A 19,503-nucleotide genomic window follows, 5' to 3' on the forward strand; every position below is an offset into this window, starting at 1 on the left:
GAATGAGTATAAATTCTACGAGGATGCTCCACTCCAAGCATGCTATTCGAGATTTAAGGAAAAAATGATGAGCGATGAGCTTTATGTTTCCGTCGATGTCGAGACTTCAGGACCGGTGCCAGGCATCTATAGCCTGCTTTCCATCGGTGCTTGCGTCGTCTCAGAACCCACTCAGTCTATCTATCTCGAACTCCAGCCAGACGGCCTAAAGCACGATCCAGAGGCCGTCGCCGTCACTGGGCTTGACCTTACCAAGCTTGAGAGCGAAGGACTTCCTCCGCAGGTGGCGATGCTCAAGCTTGAGCAATGGCTGACTCAGGTGTGTCCTGCAGAGCAGAAAGTCATTTTCGTGGGGCTTAATGCTCCATTCGACTGGTCCTTCATCAATTACTACTTTCATAAGTATTCTGGGATGAACCCCTTTGGGTTCACCGCAATCGACATGAAGGCGTATTACATGGGGCTTACCGGATGCCTCTGGAAGGAAACCAAATCCTCACAGATGACTGCTCGGTTCAACCCCATAAGCGTACCCAGCCATAATGCGCTAGACGACGCACGGTTTCAGGGGGAGCTTTTCGCTCTTATGTTGGCAGAAGCACGTAACCGTTAATCCGACCTGCGCCCCCAGGCGGCTTCAACATACCGCCCATCCCTGAAGGACCAAGCCTTTATGCCATTACTGCTACTGGAATTGCCCACAATGATTGCCATCGGGTGCGGCAGTTGTTGGGTGTAGTACGCGGCGAACCGAGAAAAACTCCCGATATCAGTGGGGGAGATCATAGGAATACTTTGTGGGTGCGTATGCCAGTACCCCACCAAGCGGAGACCTACAGCATTGGCCTGCTCAATTTCCTTTCGGCAGCGATGAGCATTCAAATCCAGCCAAGTCCTGCCTGCTCGATCATCTTTATGAGGGGGCGTCGCCAAGGCGAGTACAAGTCCGGTAGCGCTTGAGGGGTCGACGAATAGCTGGCCCCCACATTCTACTTCAAAGCGCTTCTGTCTATAGCTTTCTAGGAGACTCGCGACCTCCTGCGATACCAACAGAGGAGTGTTCAGCCCGGGCCAACTCCATTGCCAGGCGATCGTCGTCATTTACCTCTCTCCAATGTTTCCGGCCAGTCGCGCTCCAACTGAGCCTGCTGAATTCCGGCAGGTAGATCAGGTCCAAGGTACTTACCTCCCAGCGTCACCACATCATTAGGCCTATTGATGCTGCTGATCCAGCTTGGGCTACCGATGTTTCCACTCAACACTCGTAATGCAGTTTGAGAAACCATCGAAGCAATGTTCACCATTCCAAGAGAACCTCCTGGGATGAAGCTCTCCCCGCAGGCGGGAAGAGCGACGACTCCACCTTCCGGCCACTCAGTGAACTTGTGCTTAAAATCACCGTTGTCTGTGAACAGGCCTCGAGCATCAAATGCACCAGATGGCGCTAGGAGCGCATGTCCCACCTGCGTATGAGGCTCACTCCAGGCCTGGAGTAAACCCCAGGAGACACCATTCGACTTGGCCCCCCATAGCGCCACCTCCGACTGCCAGTCCGCGGTAGTAACCACCACAAGATCCGCCTTATCAAAAACTTCGGGATTCTTGTACATCACCACTTCGGCGAAGGTTGCAAACGCCGTGACTTCCGTAGTAGGCAGGTCTTTGCGAATTTGCTCCTGAAGCGCTTTGGCCTTGGAGAGGCCGAGGTCATCAGCACCGAGCACATGTCTGCCAAGATTTGCCGAGACCAAATGGTCCGGGTCAATGAGTGTCAGATGGCCAACCCCCGAGCGCGCCAACTGTAGGGCAACGGTGCTACCCAATGAGCCTACGCCAACGCAAACGACGTGAGCTCCTTCAAGTTTCTGCGCTACGCCACTGAGGTCACGAGACAAGATTTCTGTCCGATCCAGCACATCCAGCGTCGTTGCTCGGATCAGAACTGGGGGGTAGTTGACCGCAACTGCAGGTCGGCGCCGCGCTGATCGCAGGTAAAACTTCGATCCTCTATCCAACTGCGGGCCGTATGCGCGAATGTTCAGGCAGTAGATTGGAGCATTGGAATCTCCTGGAAGCTCCAAAGCAATCCAACGATTGGGTAGCGAGCCACGCTCATTGAACCAAGCTAACAGCTGAGTGCTGTCCCCAGGGGTAAGGTGTGGCATGAGCCATGTGAGCAGTAACTCTGGGGCTGGAAGACGTAGGTCCGGATAACTCTGAAGCTTCGCGTAAAATCCAGGGGTCTCCGGGGCACGCATCCTTGGAGAACGTCCAATCGTGCGCCTGCAGTGTTTTTTGAGTGATGACAGATCCGTTGCGAGCCAGACTGTCTCCTGGCCAGAAGGCAATGCTTGCCGAGGGTCGCTTAGAGCAAACAGCTTCGAGGCGGCTTGGGGGCGATCAAGAAGAATGAGGTTCTGTAGTGACAGTCCCTGCTGCCTAGACCAGTAGGACGTGATTTCACGCTGAAATTCGGCGTCCCGGGTAGCTGCGCATGATCCCATTCGGGATAGGTTAACGATCTTGCGTAATCGAGCCAGGCTATCCGATACAACATATTCGGGAGTGCCCATCACTGGGCGCTCCTGGAAGCCATGAAGGCAAAGCTCGACTTCCATGGCGTGGGGCCATATAAGCCATGGCGAAGGCTCGACAGTAAGCCTTAGCCCGCTGCGGGGGAAATTCCTCGGAAAGCCGATGCGTAAACGTCTCTCTGCGCCCGTATAGTCTACTGGCAACGGAAAGATGTAACTCGCAGCTTCGTCAGCCCGTGTAGCAACAGGCTGAAGCAGAGCCAGTGCGGCATCTTCGCCAAGAGCGCCTCGCAGTGCGGCTATACCCTGCTGCAGAAGCGTATCGGTGTGATCAACCAAGACGCCCAACTGGCTTCACATCCTCTTGAGAACTCGCTGTTCCGCTGAGACCACCAAACAGCGCGCCCATCGACGTGGAATTTCGGGTGGTTCCGTCCGAGCGGCCAGGCATCGTCCAGTTGGACGGAATTTCTCTGTTCACTGCCGAAATGAATGCGGGGCCCATGCCAAAGTTTTCCTTCACTGCTTTGGCAAAAGCCTCGGCAGAATCGAAGCTTTCAAGCCCCAGCGACACTGATGCGCTAGCATTCTCGTGCCATTCTTGGAATGCCCGGCGGTAGCGCTGCCCATCAAGTGGTCTATTCCATTTCTCAGCAAAGTTCTCACCGCTGTCTGCTGGATTGCAGACAAAGCATTCGTTCCCCCTGTGTTTAATATGATCCGTCATCCTCCGGACGATTTCGAGAATGGCGTCCAGTGGCCTTAACGGCGTCGACTGAGATTCATTCGCCACGTCAAGGTAGGCGTGGGTAGCGAGTGTGGTGATGACTGCTGAAATCGGGCGATGGTCTGCATTTTTGGTGCGGATAGCCCACTCATCTCGGTGCCGCTTCAGTAGCTTAATCGTTGCCCGAAGTGGGTCTTGATCGAGGTAGTCCTCATACTGTGGCAGCGGATCCTGAGTTGCAGCATCAAAGGTGCGTTGACTTTTTGCGACGACCAGATGCTCCAACGAAATCGTCTGTTTTGAAGCCACTTGCAGCCAGTTGGAGTAGGGGATCGGGCTGCTCGCCTTCCAGCCAGTTACCCGATCCGGCACTTCCAGCTTACCTTCGCCATTGCTCTGAGAATTCCCATTGATGGCACGCGCCGGTGTGACATCGATATGGAATCCAGGGTTCTCGTCGGCATAGATGATCCGGATTCCCCGACGTAGCTGTTTTATTTCTTCTTGGACGCGGCTACCAGCCTTGAAGCGCTCCTCAATAGCATCAAGAACTTCTTGAGCTCCAGCCTCCTGGGCATGGGGGAGCCAAATAATGGCGTCCGCATCGATGGTGTCCAGATCCTCGGGGGCTCCGGAAACGGGTTTAATCGTCGTCTTCAGGCGCATGGAGCCTTGGACAAAAATATGCGCTTCCGCCAGTAGTGGATTGTCGGATGCGTTGAGGATCCGCTCCAGTTGGGAGTATCGGTCGTTGATCTTCTCGTACTGTGCTTCCGACAGTGAGATCTCCCTCGCGGCGCGGAGCAGAAAGTGCTCCCAGCTCCCACGTTTGGTTTGTTCATTGCTTATGGACATCAACGAACCTCCTGGGCTTGGTGGCCCAAATGTAGTGTTGGCGTGAACATGTTGTGGTTGTCTTTATCTCGATCGAAAATCAGATAGGCGTGCTGGTGTTGCGTGGTAAGCAAGGAGCCAAACTCAATTGCCAAAGCAGCAGGAATCGCTGCAAACACATGAATTGTGCCTGCAGTCATGGCCTCGAGCCGGCTCAAGTGCGTTTGTAAAGCGTCGCGAAACGCGTGTATCACGCGACGGTTCTGAACCATCACATAGCTGGGCGTTGGGATGCTCAGCTCAGCGATACGCGCACCAGGTAGTGCCTCTTCGACATCGCGAGCTGGGACTTGCGCGGAGATAGACAACACCAGAGCCAGCGGGCCTTCTCCATCCGAGGGTGGGGTGAACACAAACTCGGGAGGTTCGGCTGACTGGTCAGGCCAACGTAGTTGGTGTTCGCGGTTGAACGAGAAAAGCAGGCGCTTGGATCGATCACCTAAGGACTGCCCCAGCATGATCAGCGCTGGGATGTCTGCCACGCCCACTACGGCCAGCGCAGGAGCATCACCATAAGCTCCTCCGCGGCGCTTTAGTTGCTGCTCTAATTCGTGCTGAATGTTGTCCTTGATGCTCTGCCAGTAGTGTTCATCCCGGCCACGATGGCTTGGGGCTGGAAAAGTGATCTTGATGGGATGATCGAATGCCGTCAGTCCCTCAGAAGACATTGCCACCAACAGATCACGAACGGGGATGTCGTTGTTCGTTGCGAAATGCTGGCTTTGTACAATTACTGGAATAGCTCTTCCACCGTCAGGAGTGGTTGCCGCCAACCGTACTCGCTCCAAGTATGATTGGTGCAGGCCGCTAAGATCGCTTTCCGGATATCCATCAGCATCCCGATCGATTTTGTCATGGCAACCAGGGCAGAGAAGCATGAGATTGGCTGTGTCGTTAGTAAGCGACGCGGCCTTTGAATCGTCATGGTCAGATTGACCTCTGGGACCCTTTGGACTCGCTGGCAGGATATGAGCGACCTCTCCCCAGTTCATGGGCTTACCTGCCCGGTAGTCGTACATGAGGTCGGTGCCACACAGCTCACAATGGCCTGCAGCCTGAGTCCAGACAACACGTTTTGTAACCTCGTCGGTATTGTAACGTCCGTTGGCAGCTTTAGCTTTCCCTTGTTTCCCCACTTGACCCCCTTAAAGACGTCATGCCAGCACATTACGTATATATGAGGCCTCCAAACAAGAGTTCAAGGGGGTGAAGCGAAGCGGAGAAAATAAAAAATTTCTCGCTCAAAGCCTTTGGGGCGAGCGGCCATATCCCGCACAAAATTTCCCTATCTACACGCCCGAACGTCGACAATGGGAGGAAATCAGCCGCCGCACAATAAAAAGTCAAAGCAAAAAAGGGGACGAAGCCCCAAGGATTAGATCAACCCACGCTCCGCAAACGACACCGTATCTGCGCCAGCCACAATGACATGATCCAGCGTACGCACCTCCACCAGCCCCAACGCTTCCTTGAGCCGCTGCGTCAGCGCCTTGTCGGCACTGCTTGGCTCAGGATTCCCGCTCGGATGATTGTGCGAGAGGATCACCGCCGCCGCGTTGAGCCGCAGCGCCTCCTTGACCACTTCACGCGGATACACCGATGCACTGTCGATGGTGCCGTGGAACATCTCCCGATACTCGATCAGCTGATGGTGCGTATCCAGAAACAGCACCGCAAAGACCTCATGCTCGAAGCCTGCCAGCTTGTTGCGCAGGTACTCCTTGACCAGCGTCGGCGAAGTGAACTCAGCACCACGCTGCATCTTCAGCTCGATGGCCTGGCGTGCCGCTTCAAGAATTTGATTCACCGACGCCGGCAGGTAGCGCCCCTGGGCGTCACGCACCAGCAAAGCGTCATCGAACGAGGAAAAGGATAGTTGCGACATGATCGTGCTCCGGTTGCTCGGGCGGAATTGCCCGGAACCGTGGCCAGCACGGCGCAGCGCAAGCAGTCATGGATCGAAGACGGCCGACAGGCCGCAAGCGTGCGAGCACGCGAAGTCATTGACGGCGAGAACGCCGTGATACGGTGAAGGGAACAGCAATACCGCCTACACCCCACTCAGCCACACACCCGCCGTTGGCAAGTGCGCAGCACGCGCAGGCCCGGATCAACGATCCAGGCCGAAGGCGTCAGGGATCAGCGCCGAATGGCTGTGATTCGGCACGAAGCACGGGGCGCAGCCCGCGAGCCCGACGGCGGTACGCCGGGACGAACGACTATGGCTTGTCGTCCTTGAGGGATAGAGTTCCGCGAGATTCGAGCCGCCGCCGCGTGTTCTCCAGTTCCTTTTGCAGCAACTCGGCATCTGGCAGTACCGTCCGGTAGTTTGCCGCCATCACCTTGGTCGGCAAGCCATCCAGCGCATACCGCGCCAGGGCATGGCCTTTGTCTGCGCACAGGATCAGGCCCACCGGCGGATTCTCGTCCGGGTAAGCCCAATGCTCCTTGGCATAGTTGCAGTACATATGCATCTGCCCCACATCGGCATGGGTCAGACTGCCCAGCTTCAGGTCGATGATGACCAGGCAGCGCAGCTTGCGATGAAAGAACAGCAGATCCACCCGGTACCAGGTCTGGTCAATGCGCAGCCGACGTTGCCGCCCAACGAAGGTGAAGCCTTCACCCAGTTCCAGCAGGAAGTCTTCCAGCCGCTGGATCAATGCCGCTTCCAGATCAGATTCTGAATACTCGTCCTTGAGGTCGAGAAACTCCAGCACATACGGGTCTTTGATCGCGTCATTGGGCGTGACTGCATCCTCGGGCTTGGCCACTGAACCCTTGACCAGCATCGCCGCCTTGTCCTTGGACAAGGCCGTGCGTTCGTAGAACTGGCTGCCAATCTGCCGGTCAAGTTGGCGCACGCTCCAGCCACCGCGCAGCGCTTCGACCTCGTAGAACTGGCGGGCATGTTCATCTTTAACCGACAGCAGCCGGACATAGGCCGACCACGGTAAGGTGAAGACTTGGGCAAGTTCGGAGAGGTCGAATTTCCGAAACACCGTCTCGGAATTCTCGATGGGCAGTCCGTCTCCAGATTTCCGAGACACTGTCTCGGAAATTGCCTCAAGGGGGTAAGCGGCGAAGAAGCGCCGCATGTTCTCCAGGTTGTCCGGGCTGAACCCGCGCCCGAATCGTGCAGTCAGGTCGGCGGACAACCGCGCCATCAACTGCTCGCCATAACCGGCCCGCCGCCTGCCTTTCTGCTCGGCTTCGACGATCCGGCGGCCAATCTCCCAATAGCTGGCCGTCATCAGAGCATTGACACTGCGCGCCGCTGCCTGGCGCGCCGCATCCAGCAGTTCCACGATGCCGCCGTGGATTCCAGCGTAGCCGGCAGGTAAGGCGGCGGGCTTCCGCGTTGCCACAGGTGCCTTCCTTGTCATGCTGTTGCCTCCATAGAACGGGATGCCCCGGTGATCGCCAGTCGCCGATTCGCCACCAGTTCGGCCGCATCCCGCACCGGCTTGTCCTCGGTATGAACATAGTGCATAAACATCGCCACGGTCTTGTGGCCTGTGAGCTTCATGCCCACCTTGGTTGGCACGCCCGAGTTGGCAATATCGGTGGTCGCCCGGTGGCGGATGCCATGCGTGCCGACGTGGGGCACGCCAGCGGCCTTGAGCGCGCGCGTCCAGCCGCCGTAGTATTCACCGTGGGTCATGTGCCGGGTGGGATCGTTCGGCGAAGGCAGGACATAGGGGCTGCCGTCCCGGCGCGGCGCAGTGGACAGCAGCCGATAGGCTTCCTAGCTCATGGGCTTGGAGATACCGCCGGTCTTGCTGTCAGGCCAGACGACGCGGCGGTTTTCCAGATCAATCCAATCCCATTCGAGCGGGCAGATTTCGGAGCGCCGGGCGGCGAACTCGAATTGCAGGCGGATCGCCAGCGGGATGACGTAGTTCTCCAGTCCTTCCGCCTCCAGGTGCTCCAGGTGACGGAAGATCCGCACCAGCTCGTCATCGACGATGAGCCGGGTTTCCTTGCCTGGCGGGTACATCGGCACATGGCGGCACGGATTCGTGCCGTCTGGGCGCAGTCCCCACACTTCGGCCAGGTTGAACATCTTGCGCAGCACACCGAAAGTGCGGTTCGCCTCGGCTTGCTTGTAGGCCAGCTTCTTCATCAGCGCGGCCACGTCCGGGCGCTTTACGTCCTGCATCTTCATCCGGCCCATGATCGGGATGATGCAGCGGTCAATCACGCCCTGATAGCCACGCTGTGTGCTGGGCTTGTTGCGCTGCCTGGAGTAGTCCTCCATGAAGGTGTAGCAATACTCCTTCATGGTCGGTGCCTTGTGGGCAGCGTTCTTAGCCGCGCTGGGATCTCCGCCTTTGCGCACCTCGGCCAGCCACTCCTGCGCCATTGTGCGTGCCTGATCGACCGTCAGTTCCCCGTACTGGCCCAAGGCGGGCTTGCGGCGCTCGCCAGCGTTCGTGCGGTACTGAAGCATGAACACCTTGCGGCCCGCCGGGGTGATCTTGCACAGGAAGCCGGGCACCACGGTATCCCGCAGTTCGATGGCCTTGGCTTGGGGTTGTGCCGCATCGACTGCGGACTTGGTGAGCTTGATCTTCGCCATGATGACTCCTCGGAAAGCCCGGTTTCCAAGAGCCGCATGGGAGCCACGCGAGGAAAAGCCGGGTCAAGTTTCGGAAAGCACCGGCATATGTTGAACTCACCTAAGTGATTGATAAACCTGTTGTATCTAGCCTTGGCGTAGTCCAGCGAATTGCCGAGCTAGAGTCATCGTGAAACAAAAAAAACGCAGCGTCAGGACGCTGCGTTTTCATTTAGAAAGGATACCGGGCGCAAACCGATTCAGCGATGGCGACGCCGACATCTTTTAGCCGGCATAACGCGGTACTTTCATCCTGCCGGTGCAGGAACAGGCAGGGTTCACGTTCCCATTCCACAACCGCGCACTGAACCTGGATCTCATCCAGCGATTGCTGCAGCTGACGCATGATATAGCATGCTTCCTCGCCGTCATGGCTTAATAATTTAAAGCCAATCAGCGGGTTATCATCGGCATTATTACCCATGGTATTGAGCGGAACAGGCTCAACGTTGACGCCAGTAAAACCGGATAACCAGCGATAACTTTGCGGCAAACGATGAACCACCGAAAGTTGGAGATTATTCACGACAGTTTTCCTCGGCCAGACAACAATTCACAAAATTATAACATAACAAACTCATTGTTTTTGCTTTGCACTTCACTTTCGCTCACCAACCAGAAACGAAAGAGCAACATTTTTATAATAAAAATAGTTTCGAACTGACATCACCGGCAAAATTATTGAAAAAATATGTTATGACGATCACGAATTTGAACGATTCGGGGGCTATATGTAACCTTTTACCCCGCACACCTCAACCATTTTTTTTATTTTGTTTACTTAACAAACAAAACATTCACAACCAAAGAACATATCGACTCATCGATTCGACGCCTTCAGACCTCCCCTGCACGGCGCCGCCCGGCGAACAGAAACAACGCGAAAGCCGATACGGAACAAAACGCCATCGAACCCACCATAGGCCAGGCGCTGTGAAATGAGACCAGCGACAACAGCGCGCCAAGCAACGACCCCAACCCAAAGCGCAGCGTCCCCGCCAGCGATGAGGCGGTACCGGCCATATGGGGGAAATCATCCAGGATCACCGCCATTGCATTCGACGCAACCGTCGCCACACAGCCGACGAACGCCGCTACGCCAATCACCAACGGCAGAAACCCCAGATCAAACGCACACACCACAATCAGCCACAACCCCATAGCAAACTGGATGCTCAACCCCAGCCGAAACATAAACATCGCCCCCATACGCGACACAATGCGGCTGTTCAGCAGGGTCATCATGAACAGAAATACAATATTGAGGGCGAAGTAATAACCAAAGTGCTGGGGTGATACGCCGTTGAGATCAATGTAAACAAACGGCCCGGCGCTCAGAAAGGCGAACATACCGGAAAACGACAAGCCGCTGGCCAGCATGTAGCTGAATACACGGCGATGACGGAATAGCTGGAAAAAATTGCCGAGCGTCGTGCGCAAATGAAACCGTTGTCGCCGGGCAACCGGCAGCGTCTCTGGAATAAACCACCCGATCAGCAGCGTCGCCACCAGCGCCGCCACCGCGATCACCCAGAAAATGGCATGCCAGCTCAGCCAGAACAGCAGCGCGCCCCCAACGATCGGCGCCAGCAACGGCGCGACCGTCATCACCAGGATGACAAACGACATCATGCGGGAGAACTCATCCTTCGAAAACATATCCCGCATCAGCGCATTGATCACCACACTGGCGGATGCCGCCGACAGGCCATGCAAAAAGCGCATATGAATCAATTGCTGCACGGTCTGAGAAAGCGCACACGCCGCCGCCGCCACCGTAAACACCAGCACGCCGCCCAAGATCACCGGTTTGCGGCCAATACTGTCCGACATCGGCCCGTAAAAAACCTGGCCGATGGCAAAACCGAAGATGTAAGAACTGAGCGTCATCTGCACGCTGCCAGGATCCACCGAAAACTCTTTGGCGATCACCGGTAAAGCGGGCAAATACATATCGATGGCGATCGGCATCAACATCGAGATCAGACCCAAAATAAAAATCAGTCCGACACGCGAGGGAGGGGTAGATTGCACGGAAAAGGGTTCTCCTGGTAGATGACAAACGGCTTGTGACGGGCATCCTGCCCGGAGAACGGGCGGCTAGCGCCCGATGCTGTCCACTTCTTCCTGGGTCAGCGCCCGGTATTCGCCGGGTTCGAGACTGCTGTCCAGCACAATGGCGCCGATACGTTCACGGTGCAGCGCCGTCACATGGTTGCCCACCGCCGCGAACATGCGCTTCACCTGATGATAGCGCCCTTCACTGATCGTCAGCCGCGCCAACTGCTCGTCGAGCACCTCCAGCACGGCGGGCTTGGTCAGCTCTTTTTCGCCATTCAGCTGTATGCCTGCGGCAAAGTGCTCCGCCGTTCCCGGCTCGATGGGCCGATCCAGCGCCACCAGATAGGTCTTTTCGCAATGATGCTTCGGCGAAGTGATGCGGTGAGACCATTGACCATCGTCCGTCAACAGCACCAGACCGCTGGTATCGATATCCAGACGACCGGCGGCATGCAGCTTGTGCGCTACCGGCTCATCGATGAAATACAGAATGGTGGGATGGTCGGGATCGTCGGTGGAGCAGACATACCCCTGAGGTTTGTGCAGCATGAAATAACGCGGCCCGGTCTGCTGTACCAACGGATTGCCGTCGAACGCCACCTGATGCTCCGGCGCCAGTTTGAACGCCCCGTTTTTAATGACGTCGCCATCGACCGTCACCCGCTGGGCACGCAGTTCGCGCGCTATCAGTGACCGGCTAATGCCTAACTGCTGGGAAAGAAATTTATCTAATCGCATTACTTTGTTATTGCCTGTTGTTGTGGCCTGCGGCGGTTTTCGCCTTCAATCTTGATATAGCCCGTCATTTTGTGCGGACATAACAGGTACGATAAAGGCAACTTTAATCCTGTCAGCACAACCGACCTTAATCGCGGATGCTGACGCGCCATGACACCGTCAGGAGCCCTATTATGTCATCGATTCACGGCCATGAAGTATTACATATGATGATGGCTGCCAACAGATCCTTTACCACCGAGGCGCTGGTCGCCGCGATTGAAGAGCGCTTCGGCGCCGACGCCCGCTTTCATACTTGTTCCGCCGCCGACATGACGGCCGCGGCGCTGGTGCAATTTCTGGCTGACAAAGGCAAATTCATTCCGCAAGATAACGGCTTTACCACGCACGAGAGCAAAATCTGCCGTCATTGATGTCCTTCACATTACGCCCGTATCAGCAGGAAGCGGTTGACGCCACCCTCGCCCATTTCCGCCGGCACCACAGCCCGGCGGTGATCGTCCTCCCCACCGGCGCAGGCAAAAGCCTGGTGATCGCCGAACTGGCGCGGCTGGCGCGAGGCCGCGTGCTGGTGCTGGCGCACGTTAAAGAACTGGTGGAACAGAACCACGCCAAATATCAGGCGCTCGGGCTGGATGCCGATATTTTCGCCGCCGGACTGAAACAGCATCAGAGCCAGGGTAAAGTCGTTTTTGGCAGCGTGCAGTCCGTCGCCCGCCACCTCGACCGTTTCGACAGCGCCTTTTCCCTGCTGATTGTGGACGAGAGCCACCGCATCGGTGACGACGATGACAGCCAGTACCAGCAGATTATCAATCACTTGCGTAGCGTCAGCCCGCTACTGCGGCTACTTGGCCTGACCGCCACCCCCTACCGGCTGGGAAAAGGCTGGATTTATCATTACCACTATCACGGCATGATCCGCGGCGACGAACAGTGTCTGTTTCAGGACTGCATCTACGAATTGCCGCTGCGCTACATGGTCAAGCACGGTTTTCTGGTGCCGCCGCAACGTCTGGATATGCCGATCGTCCAGTACGATTTCAGCCGGTTAGCCGCCAACCGCAGCGGATTATTCAGCGAAGCGGATCTGAATCTTGAATTAAAACGTCAGCAGCGGGTAACGCCGACTATCGTCCGGCAGATTGTCGACTACGCCGCCGAACGACGCGGCGTGATGATCTTCGCCGCCACGGTGGAACACGCCCGCGAAGTGGAAAGCTTGCTGCCCGCGGGACAAGCGGCGCTGGTCAGCGGAGAAACGCCGGCCCAGGAACGAGATAACCTCGTCGCCGCCTTCAAACAGCAGCAGTTGCATTATCTGGTCAACGTCTCGGTGCTGACCACCGGTTTCGACGCCCCGCACGTAGACGTCATCGCTATTCTGCGGCCGACCGAGTCCGTCAGCCTTTATCAGCAGATCGTCGGCCGCGGGCTGCGGCTGGCGCCTGGCAAGACCGACTGTCTGATTCTCGATTACGCCGGCAATCCGTTCGACCTGTACACGCCGGAAGTTGGCCAAAGCAAACCGCACAGCGACAGCCAGCCGGTGCAGATATTCTGCCCGCAGTGCGGTTTCGCCAATATGTTCTGGGGGAAAACCACCGCCGACGGCACCGTCATCGAGCATTACGGCCGCCGCTGCCAGGGCTGGCAGGAGGACGAACGGGGAGCTCGCCAACAGTGCGACTACCGTTTCCGTTTCAAAAGCTGCCCGCACTGCGGGGCGGAAAACGACATTGCTGCCCGCCGGTGTCATCAATGCGAAGCGCTGTTGGTGGATCCGGACGATATGCTGAAAGCGGCGCTAAAACTCAGGGACGCGCTGGTGCTGCGTTGCAGCGGCATGACGTTGCATAGCGGCAGCGACGCCAAAGGCGAGTGGCTAAACATCACCTATTACGATGAGGACGGCGCCGATGTCAGCGAACGTTTCCGATTACACTCCCCCGCGCAACAGGCGGCATTCCAGCATCGCTTCCTGCGTGTACATCTGCGGGCGCCGGGCGTCCCGTTTGAATGGCGCAACGCGCAAGATCTGATCGACCGGCAGGATAGTTTGCGTGCGCCGGATTTCGTGGTGGCGCGACGACAGGGCAAATTCTGGCAGATCAGGGAAAAGATTTTCGACTATCAGGGCCGCTATCGCCGCGCTCATGAACTGCGCGGCTAACGTCGCCGTGGTTTCGTTTGCCCTACAGGCCATATTCCGCTAGAATTTCGCCCGCTTTTGTCCAGTCTGTCGTGCTAACGCCGCCAAACGGATACAAGCAAAGTATCCTGCCTGCCGCTGGGTCGCCTGCGGCAGGTTCACTTTATCCAAGTAGAGAAAGCAATGATTACTATCAACGCAGAAGTACGTAACGAGCAGGGTAAGAGTGCGAGCCGCCGCCTGCGCAACACCGGTAAATTCCCCGCTATCGTTTACGGTGGCAACGAAGCACCGGTTTCCATCGTGCTGGATCACGATATCGTTAAAAACCTGGAAGACCGCAACAGCGCCGAGCTGTTTGGCGAAATCGAACTGGTTATCGACGGTAAAGCCACCAAAGTAAAAATCCAGGCTGTACAGCGTCACGTGTTCAAGCCGAAACTGACTCACATCGACTTCGTGCGCGTGTAATCACGCAACGACTCATTCGATGAGCCAGCCCAAACGCCGCACTTGTTGCGGCGTTTTTGTTTTCGGCCTTCCCCTGTGGCCTTCGCTCTGGCCCAATAGAAAAAGCCACCGTCGTTACACGGTGGCCAGCAATCTACCATGACGTTTCAGACCCGCCTCAGGCGTGGCTGCCTTGCGCCACCATCCCGGAATCCTCGTCCCGCGCGGTTTTCGGCGGCTGGATAAACAGGGTAATCATCAGCGACACCACAGACAGCAGCGCGATAGCGATAAAGGTACTGTGGAATCCCCCCAATGACGCGGCGATAAAAGAACCGGCCAACGGCCCCAGACCAAACCCCTGATAGATCAAGCCATAATTGTTACTGTGATGTTTGAGCCCGAAAAAGTCGGCCACAATCGCCGGATAGACGGTGATATTGCCGCCGAAACAAAAGGCGACCGCGCCGGTGCACAAAAAGAAGGTCATGGCGTTCAACGGCAGGAAAGCCATCACCGTCACCGCCAGCGTAGTGACCAGCAGCGTGAAATTCAGCACCCGCAGACGGCCGACCTTATCGGACAAATACCCCAGAATCAGACGCCCCAGCGTATTACAGACGGCGATGGCGGATACGGCGCCGGCAGCGGTCATCACATCCAGCCCCGCCATTTTCACGCCGATATCCTTGACGATACCGATCAGGTACAGGCCGCTCATGCACGAGGTGAAGAACACCACGAACAGCAGCCAGGCTTCTTTGCGCCGCAGCATTTCACCGACGGTAAAGTTGACGTTACCCGCCGACTGTGCGGTCTGCGCCGGCTGTAGCGGAGCATCCTTCAGCAGTTGCGATCCCAGACAAATCATCACCAGCGCCATCGCCCCCCACCAGAAAAAAGTCTGGGAGATGCCGACGTGGCTCAACAATGCGCTGTTGATGTATTTAAACAACAGGCTGCCGGTGCCGTAGGCGCCGACGGAGATCCCGGCGATCACCCCTTTACGCTCCGGAAACCATTTGATCAGATTAGACAGGCTGGTGATGTAGGCGGTGCCATCGGCGAAACCGACCACTACCCCCACCAGCAGCCATAACCACGACAATGATGACACCCATGAAGTCGCCATCAGCGCCAGGCCCAGCACCAGGCCGGAAATCAGCACCAGACGGCGGATGCCGATACGCTCCTGAATGCGCCCGGCGAACAGGGTGGCAAAGGCCAGAAAGAAACTGGTCAGCGAGAAGGTGGTCGCGACGGAACTGAGAGGCCAGTTGAATTTATCCACCAACGGCTGGTTGTACAGGCTCCAGGTGTAAATGGTCCCCAGCCCCATTTGGGCCAGGACGGTACCTGCAATAATGATCGCGCGATTTGCCGGTTTGCTGTTCATTCCGGACCCCTTGTGTTCTGGTGTGAATGTGAAGCAGGCGCTGCCTGCCGAATGACGCCAGTATAAAGAGGAGGAAAAACCCTGAATCCAATAAGGGTATGAACTGCGCCAGACAGGGAATGAAATGCCATGACAACGGCATCAACTGCCCCCAAAGGGGTTGACACTGCCGCCGCCACATTGTGAGACCGGTCACATTTCTGATTACAGCCGCATCAACTGACGGAATTCCTTCACCTTGCTGCGGCTGACCGGCACCTGAAAATCCAGATCGCTCAATGTGAGGATGTAGGTGTTGTTGAACCAGGGTTCTATTTCACGAATTTTGCTCAGGTTAACGCAATACGAGCGATGACACCGAAAGAAGTGCGCCTCCGGCAACCGGCTGCAAAATTCGGTGATGTTCATCGACATCACGAACTCATCGCGCCGGGTATAAACGAACGTCAGCTTCTCATGGGATTCCGCGTAATAAATATCGTGGATGTTGGTCACGATGATGCGCTTGTCCTTGACCAGATTGATGGTCATCGGCGCGGGGCGCGGGGCGCCGCTCGCCGTCGGCTGCGCCTGCTGCTGGCGCCAGGCGGACTCCAACTTCTGCAACATGCTGACAATCCGGCTTTCATGGTATGGCTTGAGGATATAGTCGAACGCCTCCAGCTCGAAGGCTTCCACTGCGTGGTTTTTATAAGCGGTGATGAACACAATCAGCGGCCGATGGGCGAACTGACTGATGTTTTTCGCCAACAGCACGCCATCCAACGATGGGATGTTGATGTCGAGAAAAATCACATCCACCCGGTGATCCTGCAGGTACTTGAGCACATCCAGCCCGTCGTCGAATACCGCGTCCACCTCAATCTGACTATGTTGTTTAATCAACCAGCGTAATTCCTGCTGAGCCAGAAACTCATCTTCCACCATGATCGCTTTCATGCCTGAACTCCCGACACCGTCATAAAGGCGACGCGACGGCATTTTCGGCCGACGCTGCGCTGTCTTTAGTAATAAAAAAGGCGATTTCCGTCCCCGGCTCTAGCCGACGAATTCGCAGCCCATCGCCATACAACAGCCGGATGCGGTGGAGCACGTTCAGCAGACCAATTTTGTTGCCCGGCATCTCGTTGCCCGCCACCCGGGCGATCACCTCATCGCTGATGCCGTTGCCGGTATCACGAACCGCCACACGGATGCGCTCGCCCTCATCGCGGATGCTGAGCACCACCACGCCGTTGCCCTTACAAGGGCGGATACCGTGCACGATGGCATTCTCCACCAACGGCTGGATCAGCAAACTGGGAAGCCGGCAATCGACCTCTTCGTCAATGTCGTAAATCACCGTCAGCTTATCGCCAAAGCGCGCCTGCTCGATGGCGATATAGTCCTTGACCTGATACAGCTCGCTTTTGATGTCGATCAGCGTGTCATCATCACGCTCCAGGTTGTAACGCAGGTAGCGCGATAAATTGATGATCAACTGGCGGGCGGTGTCCGGATTCAGCCGAATCGACGTAGAAATAGCGTTCAACGCATTAAACAGAAAGTGCGGGTTAATCTTGCTCTGCAAGGCGCGCAGCTCCGCCCGGTTGGCCATCTCCCGCAGTTGTTCAGCGCGCGATACCTCAAGCTGGGTGGAAATGATTTGCGACAGGCCGATGGCCATCTCCTTCAACGACCAGGTTATACGGTGGGCTCGGCGGTAATAAATTTTCAGCGTACCGGTAATCTCGCCCTTTTCCCGCAGCGGGATCACAATCATTGAGTGGATTTCTGGCGTGCGATAAGCTTCATCATTGTTTTTTATGATGATTTTCCCACCTTTCAACGCCTGCTGCGTGGTCGGGCTGAGATCGCGATCGCCACCGTGATAATTTCCCTCCCCCACGCCGACATAGGCCAGCACCTGGCTGGTATCGGTTATCGCGACGGCGTCGGCGTCGATGTCCCGGCAGATAATCTCACACACGTTGCGCAACGAACGGCTGTTGACATGGCGAAACAGCGGCAACGTTTTATTGGCGATATCCAGCGCCAGCTTGGCCTGACGGGCGGCGATGGCTTCCTTTTCTCCTTCGACGCTGCGGATCAGCAACACAATCAGGCCGATGCTCACCGTGCCCAGAATCATCGGCATCGCGATCCGACTGACGATATCCAGCCCCAGCGAGAACGGCCTGGCCCACAGCGCCACCAGCAGCATGGTCAGCGACTCACACAGCATGCCGCCCACAATCCCTACCCACCAATGGCGATCACGAGCAATGCGCAGATGTATCCAGGAAGAGATAAACCCAGCCACGATGCTGGTGATCAGGCATGGAACCGAGGTAATACCATGAATATCAATTAGATACCGATGAACACCCGCAATGACCCCGGTCGGAATACCGACCCACGGGCCAAACAGAATACCGCCGGACATCACCGCCACCACGCGCACATTCACCAGCGATCCTTCCACATTAATCCCGGACCAGGTACTGAACAGCGCAAACAGGGAGAAAATGGCCGTCACCACCGCCAAATCAAAACGGGAATGCTCATCCTGTTGCAGCAGTTGACGAAAATGGCGCGTGCGCGTCAGAAAAAATAGGCAGATCAACATCAGCGCCGCGCGGTCGTAGACCGCCAGCAGCATTTCAAAGTTGGAACGCACGGGAACTCTCACTCACCGAAAGGGCAGGCTTTCATCATAAAACAGCGTGTCGGCCCCGCCAAATACGGTTACTTATGGACGGAGGAAGCAACACCGGCTCCCTCCGGGGGGATCAGCGATTACCGCCGCCAAGACGGCGTTGCAGTTGGTCGCGCAGGTTGGGCGGCGTGCCCTTGATGGTCAGGGTGTCCGTGGCCGGATCCCAAAAAATACGTTCGCCCAGCAGCAACGCATCGAAATTGATGCTGATGCCGCCGCCGCTACCGGCAAATTTGGTCAATTGGCGCAGGGTGCCGCGATCCGCCGGGAAGCTTTCCGCCAGCTCATAGCCTTGTTCTGCGGTAAACGCTTCGAAACTCTTCTCACCCAGCGGCGGCAACTCCTGCGACAGCGCGGCCAGCGCAATTTCCTCGCCGGCTTGCAGTTGCTCATTGCAGTAGCTGTAAACCTGCTGACGGTACTGCTGGCGCTCGCTTTTATCCAGCTCCGCTTCGGCGCAGTATTCATCCACCGCTTTCAGCAATCCTTTATTCTGCGCTTTGGCATCCAACCCTTCGGCTGCGGCAAGAAAATCCATAAAGAAATCAGATACTTTTCGCCCGACGCGCCCCTTCAGGAAGGTGAGATAGCGGGTCGACGACGGATTGGTTTCCCACTCCGTCAAATCAATGCGCGCGACAATGTCCGCATGGTGAATATCCAGATAATGCGTGCTGCTGATATCGAGCTGTTCGTTGACCCGCATGCTGTTGCAGCTATTCAGTACCGCCACCAGCAGGTACTCCACCGCCAGATAGCGATATTGACAGAACAGCACTACGCCGCCTTCGGCGAACGGATACTTGGACAGCTCATCGCGCAGACGACCGGTGGCGGCACGAGAAAACGCCAGAAAATCATCGTCCCCGCGGCGGCAGGCGCGCAGGGCGTCCGCCAACTCGCTCTGTTCATTGAATAAGCCATAGGCCTTGTTCTTGGCGCTGTAAACGCGGTGCAGTTCCGCCATCATCTCGCTGACGGCCTCGTTCACGGTCAACAAAGAATCGCGCAGCACCAGTTCCAGCGTCTGTTCGTCGCGCTTAACCAGCTGATGCAGGGCAATCTGGTCGATATCCAGACTCATGGTACACTCTCCTTTTAGCAAGGAGCGTATTCAAACACCTCCTGCCATTAGCCGCAACGCCGTCATACGGACAAATGATAAAAGTGCGGAAAACCACATCCCTATACGGTAATATGTTGGCCTTTCATTATCTGAGAATGACGATTAT

19 protein-coding genes are annotated in these 19,503 nt (G+C 56.5%); 4 read left to right on the top strand and 15 right to left on the bottom strand.

The window, feature by feature from the left end:
* The first annotated feature begins 64 nt into the window (after window positions 1-64).
* Entirely contained in the window at window positions 65-613 is a 549-nt protein-coding gene (locus tag DPA2511_RS12050) for a 3'-5' exonuclease (RefSeq protein ID WP_023638349.1), read from the top strand.
* On the opposite strand, the gene DPA2511_RS12055 is transcribed toward DPA2511_RS12050, so the two are convergent.
* The 11 genes from DPA2511_RS12055 to rsuA all read right to left on the bottom strand — a co-directional run bounded on the left by DPA2511_RS12055 (window position 610) and on the right by rsuA (window position 11,575).
* Complete coding sequence (locus tag DPA2511_RS12055; protein WP_015854034.1) at window positions 610-1,101, bottom strand: Mov34/MPN/PAD-1 family protein; 492 nt, start codon at window positions 1,099-1,101, stop codon at window positions 610-612. The genes DPA2511_RS12050 and DPA2511_RS12055 overlap by 4 nt on opposite strands.
* On the bottom strand, window positions 1,098-2,618 hold the full coding sequence (locus DPA2511_RS12060) for a ThiF family adenylyltransferase (RefSeq protein ID WP_226376594.1): 1,521 nt from the start codon (window positions 2,616-2,618) through the stop codon (window positions 1,098-1,100). The genes DPA2511_RS12055 and DPA2511_RS12060 overlap by 4 nt, the downstream gene beginning before the upstream one ends.
* Window positions 2,619-2,865: 247 nt before the next feature.
* A complete protein-coding gene (locus tag DPA2511_RS12065; protein WP_015854036.1) occupies window positions 2,866-4,116 on the bottom strand; it encodes a nucleotidyltransferase domain-containing protein in 1,251 nt (416 codons plus the stop codon).
* Window positions 4,116-5,291 carry an HNH endonuclease gene (locus tag DPA2511_RS12070; RefSeq protein WP_015854037.1) on the bottom strand — a complete coding sequence of 392 codons (1,176 nt, stop codon included), beginning with the start codon at window positions 5,289-5,291 and terminating at the stop codon, window positions 4,116-4,118. The genes DPA2511_RS12065 and DPA2511_RS12070 overlap by 1 nt, the downstream gene beginning before the upstream one ends.
* Window positions 5,292-5,530: 239 nt before the next feature.
* Window positions 5,531-6,040 (bottom strand): RadC family protein, encoded by a 510-nt coding sequence (radC, locus tag DPA2511_RS12075; protein ID WP_015854038.1) that lies wholly within the window; start codon window positions 6,038-6,040, stop codon window positions 5,531-5,533.
* Window positions 6,041-6,374: 334 nt separating this feature from the next.
* Entirely contained in the window at window positions 6,375-7,541 is a 1,167-nt protein-coding gene (locus DPA2511_RS12080; protein WP_015854039.1) for a PDDEXK nuclease domain-containing protein, read from the bottom strand.
* Complete coding sequence (locus tag DPA2511_RS24340) at window positions 7,538-7,891, bottom strand: tyrosine-type recombinase/integrase (RefSeq protein ID WP_438919027.1); 354 nt, start codon at window positions 7,889-7,891, stop codon at window positions 7,538-7,540. The genes DPA2511_RS12080 and DPA2511_RS24340 overlap by 4 nt, the downstream gene beginning before the upstream one ends.
* Before the next feature lie 12 nt (window positions 7,892-7,903).
* The gene (locus DPA2511_RS21675; protein ID WP_438919025.1) at window positions 7,904-8,737 is read right to left on the bottom strand and encodes an integrase arm-type DNA-binding domain-containing protein; all 834 of its coding nucleotides are present in this window, start codon (window positions 8,735-8,737) and stop codon (window positions 7,904-7,906) included.
* A 211-nt stretch (window positions 8,738-8,948) separates the two neighbouring features.
* On the bottom strand, window positions 8,949-9,302 hold the full coding sequence (locus DPA2511_RS12090; RefSeq protein WP_015854040.1) for a YejG family protein: 354 nt from the start codon (window positions 9,300-9,302) through the stop codon (window positions 8,949-8,951).
* 311 nt (window positions 9,303-9,613) lie between these two features.
* Window positions 9,614-10,810 carry a Bcr/CflA family multidrug efflux MFS transporter gene (locus DPA2511_RS12095; protein ID WP_015854041.1) on the bottom strand — a complete coding sequence of 399 codons (1,197 nt, stop codon included), beginning with the start codon at window positions 10,808-10,810 and terminating at the stop codon, window positions 9,614-9,616.
* A 66-nt stretch (window positions 10,811-10,876) separates the two neighbouring features.
* Complete coding sequence (gene rsuA / locus DPA2511_RS12100) at window positions 10,877-11,575, bottom strand: 16S rRNA pseudouridine(516) synthase RsuA (protein ID WP_015854042.1); 699 nt, start codon at window positions 11,573-11,575, stop codon at window positions 10,877-10,879.
* A 173-nt stretch (window positions 11,576-11,748) separates the two neighbouring features.
* Between rsuA and DPA2511_RS12105 the strand changes: the two genes are divergently transcribed.
* The 3 genes from DPA2511_RS12105 to rplY all read left to right on the top strand — a co-directional run bounded on the left by DPA2511_RS12105 (window position 11,749) and on the right by rplY (window position 14,198).
* A complete protein-coding gene (locus tag DPA2511_RS12105; RefSeq protein ID WP_015854043.1) occupies window positions 11,749-11,988 on the top strand; it encodes a YecH family metal-binding protein in 240 nt (79 codons plus the stop codon).
* Complete coding sequence (locus DPA2511_RS12110) at window positions 11,988-13,748, top strand: DEAD/DEAH box helicase (RefSeq protein WP_023638350.1); 1,761 nt, start codon at window positions 11,988-11,990, stop codon at window positions 13,746-13,748. The genes DPA2511_RS12105 and DPA2511_RS12110 overlap by 1 nt, the downstream gene beginning before the upstream one ends.
* Window positions 13,749-13,910: 162 nt before the next feature.
* Window positions 13,911-14,198: a 50S ribosomal protein L25 gene (gene rplY / locus DPA2511_RS12115; RefSeq protein ID WP_015854045.1), complete on the top strand. Its 288-nt coding sequence runs from the start codon at window positions 13,911-13,913 to the stop codon at window positions 14,196-14,198.
* Between the two features lie 157 nt (window positions 14,199-14,355).
* Here the strand turns inward: rplY and DPA2511_RS12120 are convergent, their stop codons facing one another.
* The 4 genes from DPA2511_RS12120 to yejK all read right to left on the bottom strand — a co-directional run bounded on the left by DPA2511_RS12120 (window position 14,356) and on the right by yejK (window position 19,355).
* Entirely contained in the window at window positions 14,356-15,573 is a 1,218-nt protein-coding gene (locus tag DPA2511_RS12120) for an L-lactate MFS transporter (protein ID WP_015854046.1), read from the bottom strand.
* Between the two features lie 204 nt (window positions 15,574-15,777).
* Window positions 15,778-16,512: a LytR/AlgR family response regulator transcription factor gene (locus DPA2511_RS12125; protein ID WP_015854047.1), complete on the bottom strand. Its 735-nt coding sequence runs from the start codon at window positions 16,510-16,512 to the stop codon at window positions 15,778-15,780.
* A 19-nt stretch (window positions 16,513-16,531) separates the two neighbouring features.
* On the bottom strand, window positions 16,532-18,214 hold the full coding sequence (locus DPA2511_RS12130) for a LytS/YhcK type 5TM receptor domain-containing protein (RefSeq protein ID WP_035050192.1): 1,683 nt from the start codon (window positions 18,212-18,214) through the stop codon (window positions 16,532-16,534).
* 130 nt (window positions 18,215-18,344) lie between these two features.
* A complete protein-coding gene (yejK, locus tag DPA2511_RS12135) occupies window positions 18,345-19,355 on the bottom strand; it encodes a nucleoid-associated protein YejK (protein ID WP_015854049.1) in 1,011 nt (336 codons plus the stop codon).
* Between the last annotated feature and the right edge of the window lie 148 nt (window positions 19,356-19,503).

Source organism: Musicola paradisiaca NCPPB 2511 (assembly GCF_000400505.1).
In the GTDB taxonomy this organism is placed as follows: Bacteria; Pseudomonadota; Gammaproteobacteria; order Enterobacterales; family Enterobacteriaceae; genus Musicola; species Musicola paradisiaca.